We start from the raw sequence: 20,704 nt of genomic DNA, 5'->3' as shown, positions 1-20,704 counted from the left end.
TCAGCTCTTGTCGCCGATCTTGTAGAGGCGGGTCAGCGGGGTCTTGGTGTCGGGGCCGAACCAGGTGTCGTAGATCTTCTGCGCCTGGCCTTTGCTTTCCAGCTCCAGCAGGGTCTGGTTGACCACTTCGGTCAGGGCGGTTTCGCCCTTGGGCACGCCCACGCCGATCAGGTCGTTGGAGATGGTGAACGGCGGTACTTCGTACTTGTCCTTGTCCGGCACGTTGGCCAGCAGGCCGATGAGTTTCGGGCCGTCTTGGGTAATGGCTTGCACGTTGCCGTTGCGCAGGGCGGTGAAGGCGAACGGGGTGTCGTCATAGGCGATCACTTTGGCGCCGGGGAACTTGTCGCGCAGCACGCCTTCGTTGACGGTGCCTTTGTCTACGCCGACGCGCCATTTGTTCAGGTCTTCAGGGGACTTGAGGGTGCCTTTCTTGACGATGAACTGCTGGCCGGAGCTGAAGTACGGAATGCTGAAGTTGACCTGCTCGGCGCGCTCGGGGGTGATGGTGAAGTTGGCCAGCACCAGGTCGACCTTGTTGGCCACCAGCAACGGCACGCGGTTGGCCGGGTTGGTCGGTTGCAGTTGCAGCTTCACCCCGAGCTTGTCGGCGATGGCCTTGGCGTAGTCCACGTCCAGGCCTTCGATCTGCTTACTTTTGGCGTCGATAAAGCCGAACGGTGGGTTGCTGTCGAACGAAGCCACGCGCAGTACGCCGGATTTCTTGATGTCATCCAGGCGATCGGCGTGGGCCAGGCCGGACAGCACGGCGAGGGTGAGGGCGGTGAGGGCAGTCAATTTTTTCATGGGGTTCTCAACACTTAATGGATGATTCTGGTGCCGAGTCTTGCAGCCTGTTGCAAAACGTTAAAGGAATATAAAAGAATTTGCTGATTCCTAAATCGCATAAGGTGGCTTTTTGATCTCAGCGCCAAAGCCGCGAGCCAGAGCGCTCGCGGCGTTGCGTGGGGGCAAGGGGCAAAACGCCGCAGCGGTTTTTTTCAGCCGGGGAACAAAAACGGGTTGAGGCCGCTGCGGGCAAAGCCCTGGCGTTCGACTTCGCCGTCCAGGGCCAGGCTGGCCAGGTCGTCGGCCACCAGCTCCAAGGCGCTGTCGTGCTCGGGGTAGAACACCTTCAGGTAGCTGTGGCAGTCGCCGCAACTCTCGGCCTTGGCGGCGGCGTTGTGCTGCTCCAGGCTCCAGTAGTCGAGGTTGCCGGTGGCTTCGCAGTTGCTGCACTTGACCCGCACCATGTGCCAGCGGCTCTCGCACAGGCCGCAGTGCAGGTAGCGCAGGCCGGCCTGGGCGCCGCTCATTATCAGGCTGGCCACCGGGGTACTGGCGCACACTGGGCAATGCTGGCGGTGCTCGCCGACACAGGCCTTGGCCGAGGCCGGCAAATGCGCCGCCAGTTGGGTGAAGTACAGCGCCAGGGCCGCCCAGATAAACAGTGCCTGGCCGCTGTCGACCTCGGCGAAACGCCCCGCCAGCAGGGCCTGGGCCTTGGCGTGCAGGGCGGCGGCGTCCAGCGCGGTGACGGCATCGAGGGTGGTGCGGATGGTCGGCGAGCTGTCGATGTACAGCGCTTCGCACAGGTGGCGCAGCAGTTCTTGCCAGTAGGGCTCGCTCAGGTCGGCGTTGCCGGCCAGGGGCGCGCCGGGATGCTCCAGGCGCGCAGCCAGGGAGGCCTTGAGGGCGGCGGGCAGCGGTGCGCTGTCGAGCAGTTGCTGCTGCACGTCGGCGATGCGCGCGACAAAGCGCAGGTAGTCGCCCATCGCATGCTCCGCCGCCAAGTGGCGCAGGCGCTGGGCCCGCAGGCTGTAGCGCAGGCCCAGTTCGGGCAGCAGCAGCGCGGTGATTTCGCCGATGCCGGGGCTGCGCTCCTGCACGGGGGTGAGGTGGATGCTGTTCATTTCGGGCCCCGCGCCTTGCGCTGTTTGGCGTTGAGTTGGCGATACCAGCGGTCGTGGTGCTGCTTGGCCCAGTTGCGGGTGACGTAGCCGGTGACCATGCCGCGGATCGAGCCTTTGACCCAGAACGCCAGGTACGCGTGGCCGATCACCAGCAGGATCAGCGACAACCCGGCCAGGGCATGCACGAACAGGCCGACGCGGATCACCGGAATGCTGAACAGCGGCGCGAAGTACGGCCGCCAGATCACCACGCCGCTGAGCAACAGCAGGCTAATCAGGCCCATGATTCCCCAGAACAACAGCTTCTGCCCGGGGTTGTACTTGCCGATGTGCAGGGGCTTGTCGTGGCGCGCGCTGATGACCCGGTCGAGGTGGGTGAACCACTGCTTGTCCTCGGGTTCGGGCAGGTTGTAGTTGACGAAGCGGATAAACAGGAACACCAGGGCCAAAAACACCGCCACACCGAAGAACGGATGGAGGATGCGCGCCAGTTGCGGCGTGCCGAACACAGCGTTGAGGCCGTTGAACGAAGGGAAGAACCACGACAGCCCCGACAGGGCCACCGCGATGAAGCACAGCACCATCAGCCAATGGCAGGCGCGTTCCAGGAACGGCGTGCGCAGGATCATCTTGTCCTTGTTCATACCAGGGTGTCCTCTTCGTGTTCTTCCTGCTCGTCCACTTCGTTGGGCCCGGTGGCGATGTAGTGGAACATCGTCGCGCCGAGGGTGGCGAAGAACGCGGCGGCGGCCAGGGGTTTCATCCAGCCTTTCCAGCCCTGGATCGCTGTGCTGATACGCGGGTCGGTGGGCAGCTTGTGGTACAGGTGCGGCTTGTCGGCGTGTTGCAGCACGTACATCACGTGGGTGCCGCCCACGCCTTGCGGGTCATACAGGCCGGCGCCGGCAAAGCCGCGGCCCTGCAACTCCACCACGCGCTCGCCGGCCAGGTGCTGCATGTCTTGCTTGCTGCCGAAGTTGATCGCGCCGGTGGGGCAGGTCTTGACGCACGCCGGCTCCTGGCCGACCGCCACGCGGTCCACGCACAGGGTGCACTTGTAGGCCTTGTTGTCCTTCTTGTTGATGCGCGGCACGTCGAACGGGCACCCGGCGATGCAGTAGCCGCAGCCGATGCAGTGCTCGGACTGGAAATCGACGATGCCGTTGGCGTACTGGATGATCGCCCCCGGTTGCGGGCAGGCCTTGAGGCAGCCCGGGTCGGCGCAGTGCATGCAGCCGTCCTTGCGGATCAGCCATTCGAGCTTGCCGCTTTCATCCTCGACTTCGTCGAAGCGCATCAGGGTCCAGGTGTCGGCCGAGAGGTCGGCCGGGTTGTCGTAGACACCGACGTTGTGCCCGACTTCGTCGCGCAGGTCGTTCCACTCGTTGCACGCCACCTGGCAGGCCTTACAGCCGATGCAGATGCTCACGTCGATCAGCTTGGCCACTTCCATTTGCTGGTCGCGGGCGTGGGGCGCCGGGGTCAGCACGTGGGTGGCGGAGCGTTTGATGATGTCTTGGGATTGCAGGGACATAAGGGCGCTCCGTTAGACCTTTTCAATGTTGACGAGGAAGGCCTTGTACTCAGGCGTGTGGGTGTTGGAGTCGCCGATACCGGGCGTCAGGGTGTTGGCCAAAAAGCCTTTGCGCGTCGACCCTTCGTAGCCCCAGTGGCAGGGGATGCCGATGGTGTCCACGTCCTGGCCGTCGATGGCCAGGCGCCGGATGCGCTTGGTCACCACGGCTTTGGCCTTGATGTAGCCACGCTTGGTGCTCACGCGCACGGTGTCGCCCTGGACGATGCCTTTTTCCGCCGCGAGCTTTTCGCCGATCTCGATGAACTGCTCGGGCTGCACGATGGCGTTGAGGCGCGAGTGCTTGGTCCAGTGGCGGAACAACTCGGTGATCGAGTAGGTGGTAGCCACGTAGGGGAACTCGTCCCGTTTGCCCATGCGCGAACGGTCGTGCTCATACAGGCGCGCCGTGGGGCTGTAGGTGACGTTAGGGTGCAGCGGGTTGTTGAGCAGCGGGCTCTCGGTGGGTTCGTAGTGCTCCGGGAACGGCCCGTCGTTGAGCGCGCCCACCGAGAACAACCGGCCCACGCCTTCGGGCAGCATGATGAAGGGGCTGGTGCTGGTGCCCGGTGCCACGCCGACGGGGAAGTCCGGTACGTCGCTGCCGCTCCAGCGGGTGCCGTCCCAGCCGATGATTTTGCGTTTGGGGTCCCATGGCTGGCCTTGGGGGTCGGCCGAGGCGCGGTTGTAGAGGATGCGTCGGTTCTGCGGCCAGGCCCAGGCCCAGCCCGGGGTGCAGCCCAAGCCGCTGTCAGCGTTGTCGCGCCGGGCCATCTGGTTGCCTTGCTCGGTCCAGGAACCGGCGAAGATCCAGTTGAAGCACACCGTGCTGCCGTCGTCGCGCAATTGGGAAAAATCGTTGAGCAACTGGCCCTTGCGCAGTATCAGCGCGCCTTTGTCGTCGTACAGGTCGGCCAGGGCATAGCCGTTGGATTCCTTGGCCACTTCTTCGGGGGCCGGGTCCAGCGGGTCTTTGTAGTCCCAGGCCATGTTGAGGATCGGCGCCGGGTTGGCGCCGCCTTCTTTGGCGTATAGCTCACGCAGTTTGAGGAACAGGTGGCCGAGGATCTTGCCGTCGTGCCAGGCCTCGCCCGGCGGCGCGGCGCCGGCCCAGTGCCATTGCAGCCAACGCCCGGAGTTGACGATCGAGCCGTTCTCCTCGGCAAAACAGGAGGAAGGCAGGCGGAACACTTCGGTCTGGATGGCGGCGGTGTCGACGTCGTTCTGCTCGCCGTGGTTTTTCCAGAAGCTGGAGGTCTCGGTGGCGAGCGGGTCGATAATCACCAGAAACTTGAGCTTGGCCAGGGCCGCCGAGGCTTTGTTCTTGTCCGGGAACGCGGCCACCGGGTTGAAGCCCTGGGCGATGTAGCCGTTGACCTTGCCTTCGTACATGCGGTTGGTGAAGTTGATGATGTCGTAGCTGTCATCCCACTTGGGCAGCCAGTCGAAACCCCAGTCGTTGGCCTGGGTGGCTTTGTCGCCCCAGAAGCTCTTCATCATGCTGACGAAGAATTTCGGCGTGTTCTTGTAGTAGTTGACCTGGTCGGCCTGCAACGCGGTGGGCGTGGTTTGCTTGAGGTAGGTGGCCAGGTCGGTCTGTTCGTCCGAGGGCAGGTTCATGTAACCGGGCAGGCGCAGCGACAGCAGGCCCAGGTCGGTGTAGCCCTGGATGTTGGAGTGGCCGCGCAAGGCGTTGACGCCGCCGCCGGCCATGCCGATGTTGCCCAGCAGCAATTGCAGCATGCCCGAGCCGCGGATCATCTGCGCGCCGTTGGTGTGGTGGGTCCAGCCCAGGGCGTAGAGGAAGGTCGCGGTTTTGTCCGGGGCGCTGGTTTCGCCCAGGATCGCGCAGATCTTCAGGAAGTCGTCCTTGGGTGTGCCGCAGATGTTGGTGACCATTTCCGGGGTGTAGCGGCTGACGTGGGCCTTGAGCAGGTTCCACACGCAGCGCGGGTGGCTCAGGGTCGGGTCGCGCTTGGCAAAGCCCTGGGCGTCGAGTTCGTAGGTCCAGGAGCTGCGGTCGTAGCTGCGTTTTTTCGCGTCGTAGCCACTGAACAGGCCATCGTCGAACGCATAGTCGGGGCGCACGATGAGGCTGGCGTTGGTGTAGGCGCGCACGTACTCATGCTGGATTTTGTCGTGGGTAATCAGGTAGTTGACCATGCCCATGAGGAAGGTCACGTCGGAGCCGGCGCGGATCGGCGAGTAGATGTCGGCCACCGCTGCGCTGCGGTTGAAGCGCGGGTCCACGACTATCACCTTGGCGCCGTTGCGGATCTTGGCTTCGATCACCCACTTAAAGCCCACGGGGTGCGCCTCGGCGGGGTTGCCGCCCATGATGAGCACCACGTTGGCGTTCTTGATGTCCACCCAGTTGTTGGTCATGGCGCCACGGCCAAAGGTCGGCGCCAGGGCCGACACCGTCGGCGCGTGGCACACCCGGGCCTGGCTGTCGGTGCCCAGGATGCCCAGGGCGCGGGTGAAGCGCTGGTCCAGCGAGCCGGTTTCGCTGCTGGCCGCCGAGGAGCAAAGCATGCCGGTGCTGAGCCAGCGGTTGACCGTGGTGCCCTTGGCGTTTTTCTCGATGAAGTTGGCGTCGCGGTCGTCCTTCATCAGGCGCGCGATGCGCTCGATGGCGTGCTCCCAACTGATGCGCTGCCAGGTGTCGGAACCCGGCGCGCGGTATTCAGGGAACAGCAGGCGCTGCTCGCTGTGGATGTAGTCCACCAGGCCCGCGCCCTTGGGGCACAGCGAGCCACGGCTGACCGGGTGATCGGGGTCGCCTTCGATGTGGAAAATCCGCGCCTTGGCGTTCTTCGCGCCGTCGCCCAGGCTGTACATCAAAATGCCGCAGCCGACTGAGCAGTAGGTGCAGTTATTGCGGGTTTCCTTGGCCCGCAGCAGCTTGTACTGGCGCGACTGCGTTGCCTGCGCCACGCCAGGGGCAAAGCCCAGGGTCGCGGTCGTAGCCGTAGCCACGCCGACAGTACAAAGCTTGAAGAACTGTCTTCTGCCAAGGTCCATTTAAATCTCCTGGTTCAGGCGGCGTTACGACTCATCAGGCAAGCGCCTATATAACGAGGTAACCCCCGCAAGGATTTCTTATTCACGGTTAATACAAAATCCGGACAAATACCGAGCGCGCGCCGTGAGGTTATTAGTTATTCGGCGGGCGTTTTGCAGAGGGTAGTTGGTAGTGGCGGATAACCCATTAAAACACTGAGTTATTTGGCGTATATACGACTTTGGTGGTAGCGGTATGGGCGCCAAGCCCCGGTTTACAAGGTGCGCAGTGTAAGTGCGAAGTTTTTTGGGTGCCAATCAAGCTTGTCGATAGTATTATCGATAGCGTCTATGATGGCGATAGAAAGTTGCTGGCCTACAAGTTTTTGCTGTTTCTGAGGCTGGAAAGTTAATTAAGTTTGGTTTTGTTGATCTGGGTCAATTTATATATAAGAAGTTGTGCTTGGGGTGTCGCCAAGTTTGCTCAGGCAATAACCGCCTCACGGTGGGGACGAGGTTGTGGGAGCGAGCCTGTTCGCGATAGCGGTGTAACAGACAGGCCGCTATCGCGAGCAGGCTCGCTCCCACAGGCAGTTCCCGCTACAGAGAGTCCTCCCACAGCCCTCTCGGGCTCAATGACCCACCAACTCCTCCAGCAATTGCTCCTTGTAGCCTTGCAGCACGGGCGATGCGCGGTCGCGGGGGTGGGGCAGGTCGACGTGGATCTGGCGCTTGATCCGCCCTGGGTGGGCGTCCATCACGATCACCCGGTCGCCTAGGTACAGGGCTTCTTCGATGTCGTGGGTGACCATGATGACCGTGCAGCGCTGTTGCACCCAGATGCGCTGCAACTCGTGCTGCAAGTGCACCCGGGTCAGGGCGTCGAGGGCGCCCAGGGGTTCGTCCAGCAGCAGCACTTTGGGTTTGTTGATAAGCGCCCGGGCAATGGCCGCGCGCTGCGCCATGCCGCCGGAGAGCTGGTGCGGGTAGGCGTCGGCGAAGCCGTCGAGGTTGACCAGGGCAATGTGCTCGGCCACCAGGCGCGCCTTCTCGGCCTGGGGCAGGGCGTGGTTTTTCAGGGCCAGGGCGATGTTCTGGGCCACGCTCATCCAGGGGAACAAGCGGTGGTCCTGGAACACGATGCCGCGCTCCAGGCTGGTGCCGGTAATGAGCGCGCCGTCGAGGCGGATCTGCCCCTCGTACTCGGCCTCCAGGCCCACGATCAGGCGCAGCAGGGTGGATTTGCCGCAACCGCTGGCGCCGACAATGCTGACGAACTCGCCGGGGCGCACGTCCAGCTCGATGTCGGCAAGCACCGGCAGGGCCTTGCCCTGCAGGCGGTAGGTTTTGTTCAGGCCACGGACCTGCACGGCGCCGCTGGCGGCGGCCAGCGCGGCAGGTGCGCCGGTGTGTGTGGCGAATGGGGCGATGGCGTTCATGGGCAGGCCTCTCAACGGGTCGGGCGCCAGCGCAGCAGGTGGCGGCTCAAACGGGTAAACAACAGGTTCATCACATAACCGAGCAGGCCGATGCACAGCACGCACAGCACGATCACCTCCATGCGCGAGCCGGCCTCGGCGTTCATCATCAGGTTGCCCAGGCCGGCGCCGGAGGCCAGGAACAGCTCGCTGCCCACCGCTGTCACCCAGGCAAACGCCAGTGCATGCAGCACCCCGGTGCACAGGCTCGGCAGTGCGGCGGGCCACAGCACATGGACAAACTGCTGGCGGCGGCTAAGCACCAGCACCTGGCCCACCTCGCGGTAGCGCTGCTCGACGTGGTGAAAGCCCTGGTAGGTGTTAAGCGCCATGGGGTAGAACGCGGCGAGGGAAACGATCAGCACCTTGGAAAACTCGCCATTGCCGAACCACATGGCGATCAGCGGGATCCAGCCGAGCATCGGTACCTGGCGGATCGCATGAAACAGCGGCCCGATCAGGCGATTGGCCCGCGCCGACAGGGCCATCGCCACCCCCAGCGCGACGCCGGCGACAATGCCCACGGCCAGGCCGGTGCAGGTGCGGGCGAGGCTGGCGAGCAGGTTGACCAGCAACTCGCCGTTGCCCAGCAGTTCCAACAGGGCGGCGCCGATGGTCGATAGCGGTACAAAGGCGTAGGCCCCGGCGGCGTCCTGGCGCGAGGCGTATTCCCAGGCGCCGAGCAACAGCAGCGGCAGCAAGAGCCCGCGGGTTCTTTCAAGCAATGTGGGCATCAGCGCCTCCTAGCGGGTTTGCCAGCGCAACAAGCGCTGTTCGAGGGTGCGAAAGGAAAAATCCAGGGCAAAACCGACGACGCCGGTGACCACCACCCCGACCATCACGATGTCGATGCGCAGCATCTGCCGGCTCATCTCGATCATCTGCCCCAGGCCGCTGTCGGCCGCCAGCAACTCGGTGGCCACCAGCACCACCCAGGCGCGGGTCAGGCTGATGCGCAGGCCGGTGATGATCGGCGGCGTGGCGGCGGGCAGGGCGATGCGCCAGACGAACGTGGGCCAGGGCAAGCGATACACCTGGGCCACCTCGAAATAGCTGCGCGGGATCGCCCGTACCCCTTCGCTGGCGGCCAGGGCCACGGGAAAGAACGCGGCCTTGGCGACGATGATGATCTTGAAGGTTTCGTCGATGCCAAACAGCAACACGAACATCGGGATCAGGGCGATGCTGGGGATCTGGCGCAGGGTGTGGAACAGCGGCCCGCAATAGGCGTCGACGGTTTTCGACAGCGCCATCAACACCCCCAACCCCAGGCCACCGAGGGCGCCAAAGACAAAGCCCAGGCCCAGGCGCGACAGGCTGCTGTGCAGGTGTTCTTGCAGTTCGCCACTGGCCAGCAGCTCGGCGAAGGTCTGCACCACCGCCAGCGGCGGCACCAACAGGTTGCGCGGGAACACACCGGCGGCCGCCACCGCCGCCCACAGGGCAAGCAGGGCCAGGGGCGAGATCAGCCAGGTCAGGGCAAGCAGTAAACGGCGAGGGCGATTGGGCATGGTCAGCCTTAAATGAGCGAAGTACCGGGGGGCTATCGCAAGAGCTGTGCCAGGGCCGTGTACCTATGGCCCTGTGGGAGCAGGCTCGCCCGCGATTGCACGGTGTCAGCGGCCAAAGTGGGGAACTGGCCGGCCGCGATCGCGGGCGAGCCCGCTCCCACACATAGCGGGAGGGGGCCGCGACTGCTGCTGGAGCAACACCCCATCAGCAGCCCGTCACCAGGCCCGCGTGCTACCTACAAATAGCCAGGAAATCAGAACCGGCTCGTCACACTCAGGCCCACGGTGCGCGGGTCGCCGTAGGTGATGACGTACTGGCCGACCGGGCCGTTGGGCCGCCCGTGCACCTGGTAGCGGCGGTCAGTGACGTTGTTGACAAACCCCGTGACGCTGAGTTTTTCGTCCGGGCTGAACCAGGTCAGGCGCGTGTTGGCCAAGGTGTAGTGGGGTTGGTTGAGGGTTTTGTCGGCACCGCCACCCTGGCGGTCAGCGAGGAAGAATTCCTTGTCGCGGTAGCTGATGTCGCCGCCGGCCACCAGTTTGCCGCCCACCTGCAGGGGGATGGTGTAGTCGGCGCCCAGGGCCACCACATGGCGCGGCGAGCGCACGAAGCGGTTGCCGCTGTAGTCGCCGGTGACGGCGCCGGTGTTGGGGTTGGTGTTCTTGAAATCGGTGTATTCGGTGTCCAGGAACGACACCGCCGCGCGCAGGTGCAGGTAGTCGGTGGGTTGGCCTTCGAGTTCCAGCTCCGCGCCCTTGACCTTGCCCTTGGCGCCGTTGGTGAGGGCCGTGGTGAGCACGCCGTTGTTGACGGTCAGCAGGTTGACCTGAATGTCGCTGTAGTCGTAGTAGAAAATGTTCGCGTTGGCGCTCAGGCGATTGTTGAACCACTCGGACTTGACGCCGATTTCATAGGCGTCCAGTTGCTCCGGATCCACCGAGGTCAGCTGCGCCAGGCTGGTGGACAGCCCGGTGTTGAAGCCGCCGGAACGAAAACCGTGGGCGTAGCGCAAAAACACCCGCACGTTGTCGTTGATCCGGTATTCGGGCGTGAGGTCGTAGGTCCAGGCTTCCCAGGTTTTGTTGTCCTCGCGGCTGCCGTTGCTGCCGGCGGCGCTCAGGGGGATCAGCGGGCCGTTGGCGCTGGCGCGGGTCAGTTGGGTGAGGTTGAGGTCGATGTCTTTCTTTTCCTGGGTCCAGCGCAGGCCACCGGTGACGGTGAAGTTGTCGGTGAAGTCGTAGGTCAGGTTGCCGAACAGCGCGTAGCTGTCGGTTTGGTGGTCGTAGTTGAGGTCACGAAAAACCGTGGCGCCGCCCGTTTGGTTGGAGCCGCTGCCATTGGGCGTCGGGCCTGGGGTGATGGTGCGCACGCTGCTGCTGTCCAGGTCTTCGTGGAAGTAGTGGGCGCCCACCAGCCAGCGCAGGGTTTCCTGCTGGGGCGAGGCCAGGCGCAGCTCCTGGGAATACTGGGTGTATTGGTTGTCGTTGTCGGCGGCGCCGTTGACTTCGTAGGGCGTGTAGTCGGCGTCGCTCACCGACTGCCCGCGGAGGTGGTCGTAGGCGCTGATGGCGGTGAGGGTGTAGTCCCCCAGGTTCCAGTTGAGGGTCAGGGAAGTGCCGTCGTGGTTGAGCTTGGCGTCTTCGTCCACGTTCAGGTCGTTGTCGCGGCCATGGGGGCGCTGGTAGCCGACGTTGTAGTAGCGGCCCACCGGCAGCGAGCCGTTGCTGCCGTCGCCCTTGTGTTCGCGGCTGTGGATTTTCAGCAGGGCTTGCAAGTCCGGGTTGAGCTGGGCGAGGAACTGCACGCGCACGGCTTTTTTGTTGACGTCGCCGTAGCTGTGGTCGTCGTCGAGGTTCTTCTGGAAGCCGTCGCGCTCTTCGGAGTACAACGCCACCCGCGCCGCCAGGCGTTCGTCCACCAGGGCACCGCCGAGGGCGCCGCTGAGGATGCGTTCGTTCTTGCTGCCAACACCGAGCGTGCCGTAGCCGTCGGTGTCGAAGGTGGGTTTTTTCGAGATCACATTGACCGCGCCGGCCGTGGTGTTCTTGCCGTACAGGGTGCCTTGGGGCCCGCGCAGGATCTCGATGCGTTCCAGGTCGAACAGCGGGCCGCCCCCGGCAATCGGCGCGTTGAGGTACACGTCGTCGGCATAGATGCCCACCGGGAACACCGTGGCCGCGCCGGTATCGCCGGTGCCCAGGCCACGGATGTACCAGCGCGGGCGGCCGTCGCCGTCGGGGTTCTTCGCCGAGGCGTTGGGAATGAACGTGGTGATATCGCCCATGGCGCGCACGCCGTCGGCGGTGATACGGGTGCCCTGCACGGCGGACACGGCCACCGGCACTTCCTGCAAGGTTTGCTCGCGGTGCTGGGCGGTCACGGTCACGGTTTTGAGTGCCGGCTCGCTGCTCGCCGCGTCACTGCCCAGCGCCTCGGCGGCCAGCGCCAGATCGCTGGCCGCGCCCCCGGCCAACAACAGGCTGAGCCACAGGCCCTTGGTAATCGGATTAAGTTGGTGCATGTCTGTCTCCCCCGGAAAAAATTCACTGAAGGGGCTAGAGCAGAGATCGTGCCAAGGGAAAAATGGCTGTTTTTTGAGCCGGCTATTGGGTGATAAGCGACTGATAAATAATGCTTTTACTGGTTTCTAGAAACGTTGTGGCGAAGCCTTTGGCCCTCAGCAAATCCAACAGCCACTGCTTGCCCACTGTTGCTGGAGCAACAACCCGGCCACCCCCAGACGCAAAAAGCCCTGTCACCAGGACAGGGCTTTCGTGGAGCCGCAAGCTTCTAGCTTTTAGCTGCAAGTTGCGCGCGGCGAGCCAAGAGCTTGCCGCTTAAGGCTTGTCGTGGCTGGCCTAGATCAGCACACCTTGGCTACGCAGGTAGTCGTCATAGGTGCCGCTGAAGTCGATCACGCCGCTTGGGCTCAGCTCGATGATGCGCGTGGCCAGGGACGAAACGAACTCGCGGTCGTGGCTGACGAAAATCAGCGTGCCGGGGTAGTTCTCCAGCGCCAGGTTGAGCGCCTCGATCGATTCCATGTCCAAGTGGTTGGTCGGTTCGTCCATCACCAGCACGTTGGGCTTTTGCAAAATCAGCTTGCCGAACAGCATGCGGCCTTGCTCACCACCGGAGATGACCTTGACCGACTTGAGGATCTCGTCGTTGGAGAACAGCATGCGGCCCAGGGTGCCGCGTACCAGTTGCTCGCCGCCCTGGGTCCAGCGACCCATCCAGTCGAACAGGCTCGACTCGTCTTCGAAGTCCGAGGCGTGGTCCTGGGCGTAGTAGCCGATTTCGGCGGCGTCGGTCCATTTCACCGAACCGGCATCCGGGCTCAGCTCATTGACCAGGGTGCGCAGCAGGGTGGTCTTGCCAATACCGTTGGGGCCGATGATCGCCACGCGCTCGCCGGCTTCGACGGTGAAGCTGAAATCCTTGAACAGGGGCTTGCCGTCAAAACCCTTGGCCATGCGCTCGACGATAACGGCCTGGCGGTGCAGCTTCTTGTTCTGCTCAAAGCGAATGAACGGGCTGACCCGGCTCGATGGCTTGACTTCGGCCAGTTGGATCTTGTCGATCTGCTTGGCGCGGGACGTGGCCTGCTTGGCTTTGGAGGCGTTGGCCGAGAAACGGCTGACGAACGATTGCAGTTCGCTGATCTGGGCCTTCTTCTTGGCGTTGTCCGAGAGCAATTGCTCACGCGACTGGGTAGCCACGGTCATGTACTCGTCATAGTTGCCCGGGAACAGGCGCAACTCGCCGTAGTCCAGGTCAGCCATGTGGGTGCACACGCTGTTGAGGAAGTGACGGTCGTGGGAAATGATAATCATCAGGCTGTTGCGCTGGGTCAGCACGTTTTCCAGCCAGCGGATGGTGTTGATGTCCAGGTGGTTGGTCGGCTCGTCGAGCAGCAGCACTTCCGGGTCCGAAAACAGCGCCTGGGCCAGCAACACACGCAGCTTCCAGCCTGGCGAGACTTCGCTCATCGGGCCCAGGTGCTGCTCGATGCCGATGCCCAGGCCCAGCAGCAGTTCGCCGGCGCGGGACTCGGCGGTGTAGCCGTCCATCTCGGCGAACTCGGTTTCCAGCTCGGCCACGGCCATGCCGTCTTCTTCGGTCATTTCCGCCAGCGAGTAGATGCGATCGCGCTCGGCCTTGACCTTCCACAGCTCCTCGTGGCCCATGATGACGGTGTCGATCACGGTGAATTCTTCGTAGGCGAACTGATCCTGGCGCAGCTTGCCCAGGCGCACGTTCGGCTCCAGCATGACCTGGCCGCCGGACGGCTCGAGGTCGCCGCCGAGGATTTTCATGAACGTCGACTTGCCGCAACCGTTGGCGCCGATCAGGCCATAACGGTTACCTGCACCAAACTTGACCGAGACGTTCTCGAACAACGGCTTGGCGCCGAACTGCATCGTGATGTTAGCTGTGGAGATCAATTGCTTATCCTGCTGGGGTTTCAGCGATGTATTGAGTAGGAGCCTTCGTCCTTGGCCAACGTGGGGCCCGTTCGTAACGAACCGGCAGCGTCTCAAGCTCTCTGCAGTCGCAGGTAGAGCTGAGCCATTTGGCGTAGGTTGAAAGCAGCATCTCGACGCTGTGGCCAAGTGGGCTGGCAATGAACGCGGGGCTCATTCCGGCCGTCAGGCACATCGTCGTGTAGGTGTGGCGCGTGTCGTATTGGCACCGCTCGCGGATACCGAGGGCGCTAAGTGCGGACTTAAAGAGCGCGATTGTAACACTGCTCGTCCTGATCCACATACCTCCCTTGCTTGGCGCACAGGCATACGCACCGACCGTAAATGTCATCCTGGTCCTCGCAAGGAGTAAGCGGGAGCGGGTAAGCACCGATAGGCCGCCCCCCCAAAAATGGCGCTGGGCCGGGTTCGGGAGTTTTTTTAGAAAGTGGTCGCGATGGCCTGGGCCAACTGCGCGTCGGACATCAGGGGAGAGCGGTAGGCCGAACGGTAGTACCGGGACGCCTGCTCAAACTCCGCGCCACGGATCTGGCCGTCAGAGCCAATGAACGCCAGTGCATCGCCTTTGGCTGACTTGAAAAGATCAGGAATGCTGGATGTGGCTGCCGTAGCGCCAGAGATGATGACGGCCGGCACGATGGTGGTAAGCATCAGCGCGGCTTGGAACGGGTTGTTGTTTTCGGCTGCCGTGGCCTGTGTGCCGATCGACGCCAGTAGGGCAATCGCCAGGGCTTTGCATAAGTCCATTCTTCGGTACTTCCATTGCAGTGCGCTTTGAGGGCGGCACGATAGCAGAGCAGGGGGCTTGCGACACTGTCCCGGTGATTTCACATTGCCATTTCCCCGCGCAGTCTTTACAACTGTGCCCTTTGCCGGAGGCGGTGCGCTGTGCGGTGGCTTGTCAGCAGCGTTGAAGCCCGGCCCCGTGATATCTCAAGGACAGCATCCCCTCATGGACAGACACGATCCGCGCATCATCACCAGCAACCGCGACGCTTGGAACGACTCGGCCCGGCACCATAAGGGCACCGAGGGTTGGCAGCGGTTGTTGGCGGACGTCACCGGCCCGCGGTTTTCCTGCCTGGATGAAACGCTGAGCGAGGTGCTGCTGGGTGTTGGGGTGGCGGGTAAGGAGGCGGTGCAACTGGGTTGCAACAATGGCCGCGAGTGCCTGTCGCTGTTCGGCTTGGGCGCGCGCCATGTGGTGGGGGTGGATCAAGCCCATGAGTTCCTGGAGCAGGCCCGTGAGTTAACGGCCCGTTCGCCCCACGCTCTGGAGTTGGTGGAAGCCAACGTCTATGCGCTGCCGGTTGAGCTGCACAATCGCTTCGACCTGGCGCTGGTGACCATCGGCGTGCTGGGTTGGATGCCGGACATCGCCGGGTTTTTTACCCAGGTGGCTGCCACCCTCAAGGTCGGCGGCACGTTGGTGATCTATGAAACCCACCCGTTCCTGGAGATGTTCGAGCCTGAAGCCGCCGAGCCCTTTGCCTTGGCCACCTCGTATTTCCGCCGTGAGCCATTCGTGCAAGAGCAAGCCATCGTCTACGAGGGCAAGGCCGAGGGTAAAAGCCCGGCGTCCTACTGGTTCGTGCACACCCTGGGCGACATCTTCGGCGCCGCCATCGCCGCCGGGTTGCAGATCAGCCATTTCAAGGAGTACCCGCACTCCAACCGGGAGGAACTCTACGACCAGTACGAAGACCAGGTGGCGCAGTTGCCCATGAGCTACACCCTGATGGCGGTCAAGGCGTGAGCGCGGCGGTGTACGAAGGAGGCTGCCTGTGCGGGCAGGTGCGTTTTGCCGCCCGTGGCGAGGCGCTCAACCCCCACAGTTGCTCGTGCCGCAACTGCCAGCGCCATTCCGGGGCCTTGACCCTGTGCTGGGTGGAGTTCCCCAAAGGCGCGGTGCAGTGGACGGGCGAGGGCGGTGAGCCTGCGCGTTACCGGTCCTCGGACTATTCGAGCCGCGCCTTCTGCCCCGTGTGCGGTAGCACCCTGGGCGCACTGGACGACGAGCCTGTGGTGGCGCTGTTACTGGGCAGCTTCGATCAGCCGGTGCAACCGGCCTTGCAGCCGCAATCCCACTCTTTTGCCGACGGTTGCCCGCCCGGTTGGCACCCCTGAGTGGCCGTTGCGCAGGCTAATGCGCGGATGTCTACCCGGCGAAAGTCCCGGACAGTCTTTAACAATTGAGCGTTAACCTGTTGTTACAGATTGTGGCTAAATAACGGCCATTGGCTATTGAATGGTGATATCCGAGCCTCGCTTGTCCTCATTCATTGCCGGAATTTTCGCTTTCGGACGCTGCATTTTTTACAGCAGCCTGTTGTTCTCTGACTTGTGACCTACACCGTGAAACTCATCATCGCCAGCCTTTACCTTTTATCCATCGCTTATGTGCATTTTCGCGGCCGTGTGCGGCATAAGATCGGCCGCCAGTTAAGCGACCATTCCACCTTCCTCGCGCCGATCAACTGCTTTCTTTACCTGTTCTCAAAAAAGCCCAACCGCCCGTACCTGGACCCGGCCGAATTCCCCGAGCTTGAGGCGCTGCAAACCCATTGGGAAGAAATTCGCCGCGAAGGGCAGAACCTGCTCAGGGCCGGTGAGATCAAGCGCTCGCAGCAGTACGACGATGTGGGGTTCAACTCGTTTTTCAAAAGCGGCTGGAAGCGCTTCTATCTCAAGTGGTACGGCGACAGCCACCCCTCGGCCATGAAGCTGTGCCCGCGCACCACGGAGTTAGTGCAAGGCATTGCCAGCATCAAGGCGGCGATGTTCGCCGAGTTGCCGCCGGGGTCGAAACTGGTGCGCCACCGCGACCCTTATGCCGGCTCGTACCGCTATCACCTGGGCCTGGATACCCCCAACGACCCGGGTTGCTACATCGAGGTCGACGGCGAGCGCTACCACTGGCGCGACGGCGAGGCGGTGATGTTCGACGAAACCTTTATCCATTACGCCGAAAACACCACGTCACAGAACCGCATCATCCTGTTCTGCGACGTGGAGCGGCCGATGAAATATCGCTGGGCGGCGGCGTTCAACCGCTGGTTCAGCCGCACCGTGATGGCGGCGGCGGGTGCGCCCAACGATGCCGGGGACAAGACCGGCGGGCTTAACCGCGCCTTTACCCGCCTGTACAAGATCCGCTTGCGGGGCAAAGAGCTGAAAAAACGCAATCGCGCACGCTATTACCTGGAAAAGTGGGCGATCTTCGGCGCACTGCTGGCGATCTTCATCCTCATTTGACTCCCTCCCATCGTGGCCCGGCGGCCGCCATTCAGCCTTAGGCCGCCAGTCGCCACAGTTCTTGTTACATCTGCCCGGCACTGTTCGCTTTAAAATTCGAACCGCGCGCCTAGTCTGTTCTCCAAGCCTGTGTCTTCCCGTGTTTGTGAGGCAGCCATGAACCGCTGTGTACTTGCTTTGAGCCTGTGGGCCATGGCCGCCCTGGCCCAGGCTGAAACGCCCCTGTGGCTGGCGCAAAACCTGCCGGGGGCCAATAGCTCCAACCCCTACAACAGCCCGATTCGCCGGGCCAACCCCAACAGCCTGCAAGGCACGCAACCGAGCGCGCCGCCGCTGCGGGCGCCGAACACGGTGCCGGTGCCCCGCCCGCCGAGCGTGCCCAACGGCGGCGTCGGCAACGGCTACCCGCGTACCCCGGACAACACCGCGCCCGCACCCCGCCTGCAAACGCCGGCTCACCCGGCACGTTAAGCAAATTTTTTAGAAGGAACTGTACATGTTGCGTAAAACCCTTTGGGTCAGCCTCTGTGCTGGCGCGTTGTTGGCAGGTGCTGCACCTGCCCTGGCAGCACCAGAAACCCCATTGCACAGCGAGCTCGGCCCGCTCACCGCGACCCGCGTGGCGGGCGACTTGCAACACCCCTGGGCGCTGGCGTTCCTGCCCGAGGGGCAAGGCATGCTGGTCACCGAGCGTGCGGGCAACCTGCGCCTGGTGAGCCCGGCGGGGAAGGTGTCGAAGCCGCTGAGCGGCGTACCCGAGGTCTGGGCCAAGGGTCAGGGCGGTTTGCTGGACGTGGTGCTGTCGCCCACTTTCAAGGACGACCGCATGGTCTACCTGGCCTACGCCGAGGGCGGCGGCGAGGGCGGTAAGGCCGGCACGGCGGTGGGGCGCGGGCGCCTGGCCGCAGATTTGAGCGGCCTCAAGGGCTTCCAGGTGATCTTTCGCCAGGCCCCAAAGCTGTCCACCAGCAACCACTTCGGCTCGCGCCTGGTGTTCGACCGTGATGGCTCCTTGTTCATCACCCTGGGGGAAAACAACGAACGGGCCACCGCCCAGGACTTGGACAAGTTGCAAGGCAAGGTGGTGCGCCTGTACCCCGATGGTAAGGTGCCGGACGACAACCCCTTCGTCGGCCAACCCGGCGTGCGCGAGGAAATCTGGTCCTACGGCCACCGCAACCCCCAGGGCGCGGCCCTCAACCCCTGGACCGGCGCCCTGTGGGTCAACGAACACGGCCCCCGTGGCGGCGATGAGGTGAACATCGTCGAGCGTGGCAGCAACTACGGCTGGCCCCTGGCCACCCATGGCGTCAACTATTCGGGGCTGGCGATTCCCGAAGCCCAGGGCAGCCGTGTCGAAGGCACCCTGGCGCCGCACCATGTGTGGGAAAAGTCCCCAGCCATCAGTGGCATGGCGTTCTATGACCACGATCGCTTCAGGGCCTGGCAGCACAACCTGTTCATTGGCGCATTGGGCTCGCAAGAGCTGATCCGCCTGCAACTCGACGGCGACCAGGTAGTGCATGAAGAACGTTTGCTCGGCGAGCTGAAGTCGTGCATCCGCGACGTGCGCCAGGGCCCGGACGGGTACCTCTATGTGCTGACCGACGAAGACCAGGGCGCCCTGTATCGGGTGGGCCTGCAATAGCGGCGGGGGAAATTGGCCATTGACTCGCCATCATGGCGCGGTTTAAGTTCAGCCCATGACTTTCCCCGTACTGCGTAGCCAGCCCAGCATTATTACCGCCATTCCTTATTTGGCGGGTTAGCTGACGGCTGCACCCAACCCGCCCTAGAGGCGGGTTTTCTCTTTCTGTCTCCAGGGCTTTGCACAAGCACCAGGAGCGCCTCATGCCCGACCACACCCCCGGACCCGACCTGCTTGAGTCCTACGTGAAAAAAATCCTCGCCGCACCGGTTTACGACCTGGCCGTGTGTACGCCGTTGCAAGCGGCGCCGGCGTTGTCCCAAGCCTTGGGCAACCAAGTCCTGCTCAAGCGCGAAGATTTGCAACCGACCTTTTCCTTCAAGATTCGCGGGGCGTACAACCGCTTGGTGCAACTGACCCCGGCGCAGCGGCTGCGGGGTGTGGTCACCGCCTCGGCAGGTAACCATGCCCAGGGCGTGGCGCTGGCGGCGCGGGAGCTGGGCATCAAGGCCACTATCGTGATGCCTTGCGCCACGCCCGAGTTGAAGGTACTCGGCGTGCGCAGCCGCGGTGCCAACGCAGTGCTGCACGGCGAGAGCTTCCCCTTTGCCCTGGCCCATGCCCTGCGCCTGGCCGAGGACAGTGGTTGCACCTTTGTCTCGCCCTTCGACGACCCCCACGTGATCGCCGGCCAGGGCACCGTGGCCATGGAGATCCTGCGCCAGCACCCGGGCCCGCTGCACGCGATCTTCGTGCCGGTGGGCGGCGGTGGCTTGATCGCCGGTATCGCCGCCTACGTCAAATACCTGCGCCCCGAGATCCGCATCATCGGCGTCGAATCCGAGCATTCGGCATGCCTGCACGCGGCGCTTGCGGCCGGGGAGCGGGTGGTGCTGCCCAGCGTCGGCACATTCGCCGATGGCGTGGCGGTGGCGCAGATCGGCGCCTATGGCTTTGAGGTGTGCCGCAACCATGTGGACGAAGTGCTGACGGTGAGTAACGACCAACTGTGCGCGGCCATCAAGGACATCTACGACGACACCCGCTCCATCACTGAACCGTCGGGTGCGTTGGCGGTGGCGGGGATCAAGCAGTACGTGGCGCGCACCGGGGCCTGTGGCCAGACCCTGGTGGCGATCGACTCCGGCGCCAACATCAATTTCGACAGCCTGCGCCACGTCGCCGAGCGTGCGGCGGTGTACGACGCGGCTTATTCGGCCACGGCTTTGCCGACGCTGGCCGAAGCCGACCAGACGCGGTAGCGCACCTCGATGTCCTTGGGCGCGTAGATGACGATGGGCAGTTTGCTGTTGTAGCGCAGCAGGTAACCGTCGCCGACCACCGGCACGAAGGCGAACTTGCCCTTGCTGTCGGGGCAGGCCATCTGGGTGCTCATCGGGCCGATCACGCTGTCGAGGCGATAGAAGGGGTAACCCCAGCCTTCGAGGTTCTTTTCCTGCAGGTCGCCGCCCAGGCGTTGGCGGTTGCAGTCTACCTCCAGGGTTTTGCCGGCGAGGATCTCGACCTTGTAGTTGTCTTCCTGGCTTTGCTCGGGCAGGCGGATCACCGAGCGGGTGAAACCGCTGTCGGCCTTGGGATAGGGCGCCACGTCTTCGAGCTTGGCGGCCAGGGCCTGGGTGCAGGCCGTTGCCAGCAATAGGGCAGTGGGAAGGGAGCGTATCGATAAGCGCATAAGGCCTCCTGGCGGGTGGGATTGCGCGGTGCATGGGGGTGGGCATTCTTACTGGCCGGCCGAGGCAATGCAAACCGCAGCCGTCGCCGTTTGCGACTAAGGTCGGGTGGGGTACCTACAAGCCTTCTGCCATCATTTGCCT

Annotated in this window: 19 protein-coding genes; 6 read left to right on the top strand and 13 right to left on the bottom strand. The window is 63.5% G+C overall.

Annotated elements, in window-relative coordinates:
- From CKW13_RS10610 to CKW13_RS10555, 12 genes are all read right to left on the bottom strand, one after another.
- Entirely contained in the window at positions 1 to 807 is an 807-nt protein-coding gene (locus CKW13_RS10610; protein WP_095108539.1) for an ABC transporter substrate-binding protein, read from the bottom strand.
- A gap of 194 nt (positions 808 to 1,001) precedes the next feature.
- On the bottom strand, positions 1,002 to 1,913 hold the full coding sequence (gene fdhE / locus CKW13_RS10605; protein WP_095108538.1) for a formate dehydrogenase accessory protein FdhE: 912 nt from the start codon (positions 1,911 to 1,913) through the stop codon (positions 1,002 to 1,004).
- Positions 1,910 to 2,557: a formate dehydrogenase subunit gamma gene (locus CKW13_RS10600; RefSeq protein WP_095108537.1), complete on the bottom strand. Its 648-nt coding sequence runs from the start codon at positions 2,555 to 2,557 to the stop codon at positions 1,910 to 1,912. The genes fdhE and CKW13_RS10600 overlap by 4 nt, the downstream gene beginning before the upstream one ends.
- The gene (gene fdxH, locus CKW13_RS10595; protein ID WP_095108536.1) at positions 2,554 to 3,447 is read right to left on the bottom strand and encodes a formate dehydrogenase subunit beta; all 894 of its coding nucleotides are present in this window, start codon (positions 3,445 to 3,447) and stop codon (positions 2,554 to 2,556) included. The genes CKW13_RS10600 and fdxH overlap by 4 nt, the downstream gene beginning before the upstream one ends.
- A 12-nt stretch (positions 3,448 to 3,459) precedes the next feature.
- On the bottom strand, positions 3,460 to 6,510 hold the full coding sequence (gene fdnG, locus CKW13_RS10590) for a formate dehydrogenase-N subunit alpha (protein ID WP_095108535.1): 3,051 nt from the start codon (positions 6,508 to 6,510) through the stop codon (positions 3,460 to 3,462).
- A 611-nt stretch (positions 6,511 to 7,121) separates the two neighbouring features.
- Positions 7,122 to 7,928, bottom strand: coding sequence for an ABC transporter ATP-binding protein (locus CKW13_RS10585; RefSeq protein ID WP_095108534.1), 807 nt, complete (start codon positions 7,926 to 7,928; stop codon positions 7,122 to 7,124).
- An 11-nt stretch (positions 7,929 to 7,939) separates the two neighbouring features.
- Positions 7,940 to 8,701, bottom strand: a complete 762-nt coding sequence (locus tag CKW13_RS10580; RefSeq protein ID WP_095108533.1) for an ABC transporter permease — start codon at positions 8,699 to 8,701, stop codon at positions 7,940 to 7,942.
- Positions 8,702 to 8,710: 9 nt separating this feature from the next.
- A complete protein-coding gene (locus CKW13_RS10575) occupies positions 8,711 to 9,478 on the bottom strand; it encodes an ABC transporter permease (RefSeq protein ID WP_095108532.1) in 768 nt (255 codons plus the stop codon).
- 254 nt (positions 9,479 to 9,732) lie between these two features.
- The gene (locus CKW13_RS10570; RefSeq protein ID WP_095108531.1) at positions 9,733 to 12,000 is read right to left on the bottom strand and encodes a TonB-dependent receptor; all 2,268 of its coding nucleotides are present in this window, start codon (positions 11,998 to 12,000) and stop codon (positions 9,733 to 9,735) included.
- 337 nt (positions 12,001 to 12,337) lie between these two features.
- Positions 12,338 to 13,927 carry an ABC-F family ATPase gene (locus tag CKW13_RS10565; RefSeq protein ID WP_095108530.1) on the bottom strand — a complete coding sequence of 530 codons (1,590 nt, stop codon included), beginning with the start codon at positions 13,925 to 13,927 and terminating at the stop codon, positions 12,338 to 12,340.
- Between the two features lie 4 nt (positions 13,928 to 13,931).
- Positions 13,932 to 14,297 (bottom strand): integrase, encoded by a 366-nt coding sequence (locus tag CKW13_RS25000; protein WP_095108529.1) that lies wholly within the window; start codon positions 14,295 to 14,297, stop codon positions 13,932 to 13,934.
- An 89-nt stretch (positions 14,298 to 14,386) separates the two neighbouring features.
- Positions 14,387 to 14,713, bottom strand: a complete 327-nt coding sequence (locus CKW13_RS10555) for a DUF2388 domain-containing protein (protein WP_095108528.1) — start codon at positions 14,711 to 14,713, stop codon at positions 14,387 to 14,389.
- Between the two features lie 205 nt (positions 14,714 to 14,918).
- On the opposite strand from CKW13_RS10555, the gene CKW13_RS10550 reads away from it, so the two are divergent.
- From CKW13_RS10550 to ilvA, 6 genes are all read left to right on the top strand, one after another.
- On the top strand, positions 14,919 to 15,722 hold the full coding sequence (locus tag CKW13_RS10550; protein ID WP_095108527.1) for a bifunctional 2-polyprenyl-6-hydroxyphenol methylase/3-demethylubiquinol 3-O-methyltransferase UbiG: 804 nt from the start codon (positions 14,919 to 14,921) through the stop codon (positions 15,720 to 15,722).
- Positions 15,719 to 16,093, top strand: a complete 375-nt coding sequence (locus CKW13_RS10545) for a GFA family protein (protein ID WP_095108526.1) — start codon at positions 15,719 to 15,721, stop codon at positions 16,091 to 16,093. The genes CKW13_RS10550 and CKW13_RS10545 overlap by 4 nt, the downstream gene beginning before the upstream one ends.
- A 228-nt stretch (positions 16,094 to 16,321) precedes the next feature.
- Positions 16,322 to 17,221, top strand: a complete 900-nt coding sequence (lpxO, locus tag CKW13_RS10540; protein ID WP_095108611.1) for a lipid A hydroxylase LpxO — start codon at positions 16,322 to 16,324, stop codon at positions 17,219 to 17,221.
- A 156-nt stretch (positions 17,222 to 17,377) separates the two neighbouring features.
- A complete protein-coding gene (locus tag CKW13_RS10535; RefSeq protein ID WP_095108525.1) occupies positions 17,378 to 17,692 on the top strand; it encodes a hypothetical protein in 315 nt (104 codons plus the stop codon).
- 25 nt (positions 17,693 to 17,717) lie between these two features.
- Entirely contained in the window at positions 17,718 to 18,869 is a 1,152-nt protein-coding gene (locus CKW13_RS10530; RefSeq protein WP_095108524.1) for a PQQ-dependent sugar dehydrogenase, read from the top strand.
- Positions 18,870 to 19,072: 203 nt separating this feature from the next.
- Positions 19,073 to 20,131 (top strand): threonine ammonia-lyase, biosynthetic, encoded by a 1,059-nt coding sequence (gene ilvA, locus CKW13_RS10525; protein ID WP_095108523.1) that lies wholly within the window; start codon positions 19,073 to 19,075, stop codon positions 20,129 to 20,131.
- Here the strand turns inward: ilvA and eco are convergent.
- The gene (gene eco, locus CKW13_RS10520; protein WP_095108522.1) at positions 20,080 to 20,562 is read right to left on the bottom strand and encodes a serine protease inhibitor ecotin; all 483 of its coding nucleotides are present in this window, start codon (positions 20,560 to 20,562) and stop codon (positions 20,080 to 20,082) included. The two genes, ilvA and eco, sit on opposite strands and share 52 nt — an antisense overlap.
- Between the last annotated feature and the right edge of the window lie 142 nt (positions 20,563 to 20,704).

Source organism: Pseudomonas sp. Irchel 3E20, from assembly GCF_900187645.1.
In the GTDB taxonomy this organism is placed as follows: Bacteria; Pseudomonadota; Gammaproteobacteria; order Pseudomonadales; family Pseudomonadaceae; genus Aquipseudomonas.
Note: the sequence above shows the minus strand (reverse complement) of the source record. Positions and strands in the feature narration are given on the sequence as shown.

Coding starts and splice junctions, on each gene's coding strand:
- CKW13_RS10610 (WP_095108539.1), bottom strand. CDS start 807: ATGAAAAAATTGACTGCCCTCACCGCCCTCACCCTCGCCGTGCTGTCC.
- fdhE (WP_095108538.1), bottom strand. CDS start 1,913: ATGAACAGCATCCACCTCACCCCCGTGCAGGAGCGCAGCCCCGGCATC.
- CKW13_RS10600 (WP_095108537.1), bottom strand. CDS start 2,557: ATGAACAAGGACAAGATGATCCTGCGCACGCCGTTCCTGGAACGCGCC.
- fdxH (WP_095108536.1), bottom strand. CDS start 3,447: ATGTCCCTGCAATCCCAAGACATCATCAAACGCTCCGCCACCCACGTG.
- fdnG (WP_095108535.1), bottom strand. CDS start 6,510: ATGGACCTTGGCAGAAGACAGTTCTTCAAGCTTTGTACTGTCGGCGTG.
- CKW13_RS10585 (WP_095108534.1), bottom strand. CDS start 7,928: ATGAACGCCATCGCCCCATTCGCCACACACACCGGCGCACCTGCCGCG.
- CKW13_RS10580 (WP_095108533.1), bottom strand. CDS start 8,701: ATGCCCACATTGCTTGAAAGAACCCGCGGGCTCTTGCTGCCGCTGCTG.
- CKW13_RS10575 (WP_095108532.1), bottom strand. CDS start 9,478: ATGCCCAATCGCCCTCGCCGTTTACTGCTTGCCCTGACCTGGCTGATC.
- CKW13_RS10570 (WP_095108531.1), bottom strand. CDS start 12,000: ATGCACCAACTTAATCCGATTACCAAGGGCCTGTGGCTCAGCCTGTTG.
- CKW13_RS25000 (WP_095108529.1), bottom strand. CDS start 14,297: ATGACATTTACGGTCGGTGCGTATGCCTGTGCGCCAAGCAAGGGAGGT.
- CKW13_RS10555 (WP_095108528.1), bottom strand. CDS start 14,713: ATGGACTTATGCAAAGCCCTGGCGATTGCCCTACTGGCGTCGATCGGC.
- CKW13_RS10550 (WP_095108527.1), top strand. CDS start 14,919: ATGGACAGACACGATCCGCGCATCATCACCAGCAACCGCGACGCTTGG.
- CKW13_RS10535 (WP_095108525.1), top strand. CDS start 17,378: ATGAACCGCTGTGTACTTGCTTTGAGCCTGTGGGCCATGGCCGCCCTG.
- CKW13_RS10530 (WP_095108524.1), top strand. CDS start 17,718: ATGTTGCGTAAAACCCTTTGGGTCAGCCTCTGTGCTGGCGCGTTGTTG.
- ilvA (WP_095108523.1), top strand. CDS start 19,073: ATGCCCGACCACACCCCCGGACCCGACCTGCTTGAGTCCTACGTGAAA.
- eco (WP_095108522.1), bottom strand. CDS start 20,562: ATGCGCTTATCGATACGCTCCCTTCCCACTGCCCTATTGCTGGCAACG.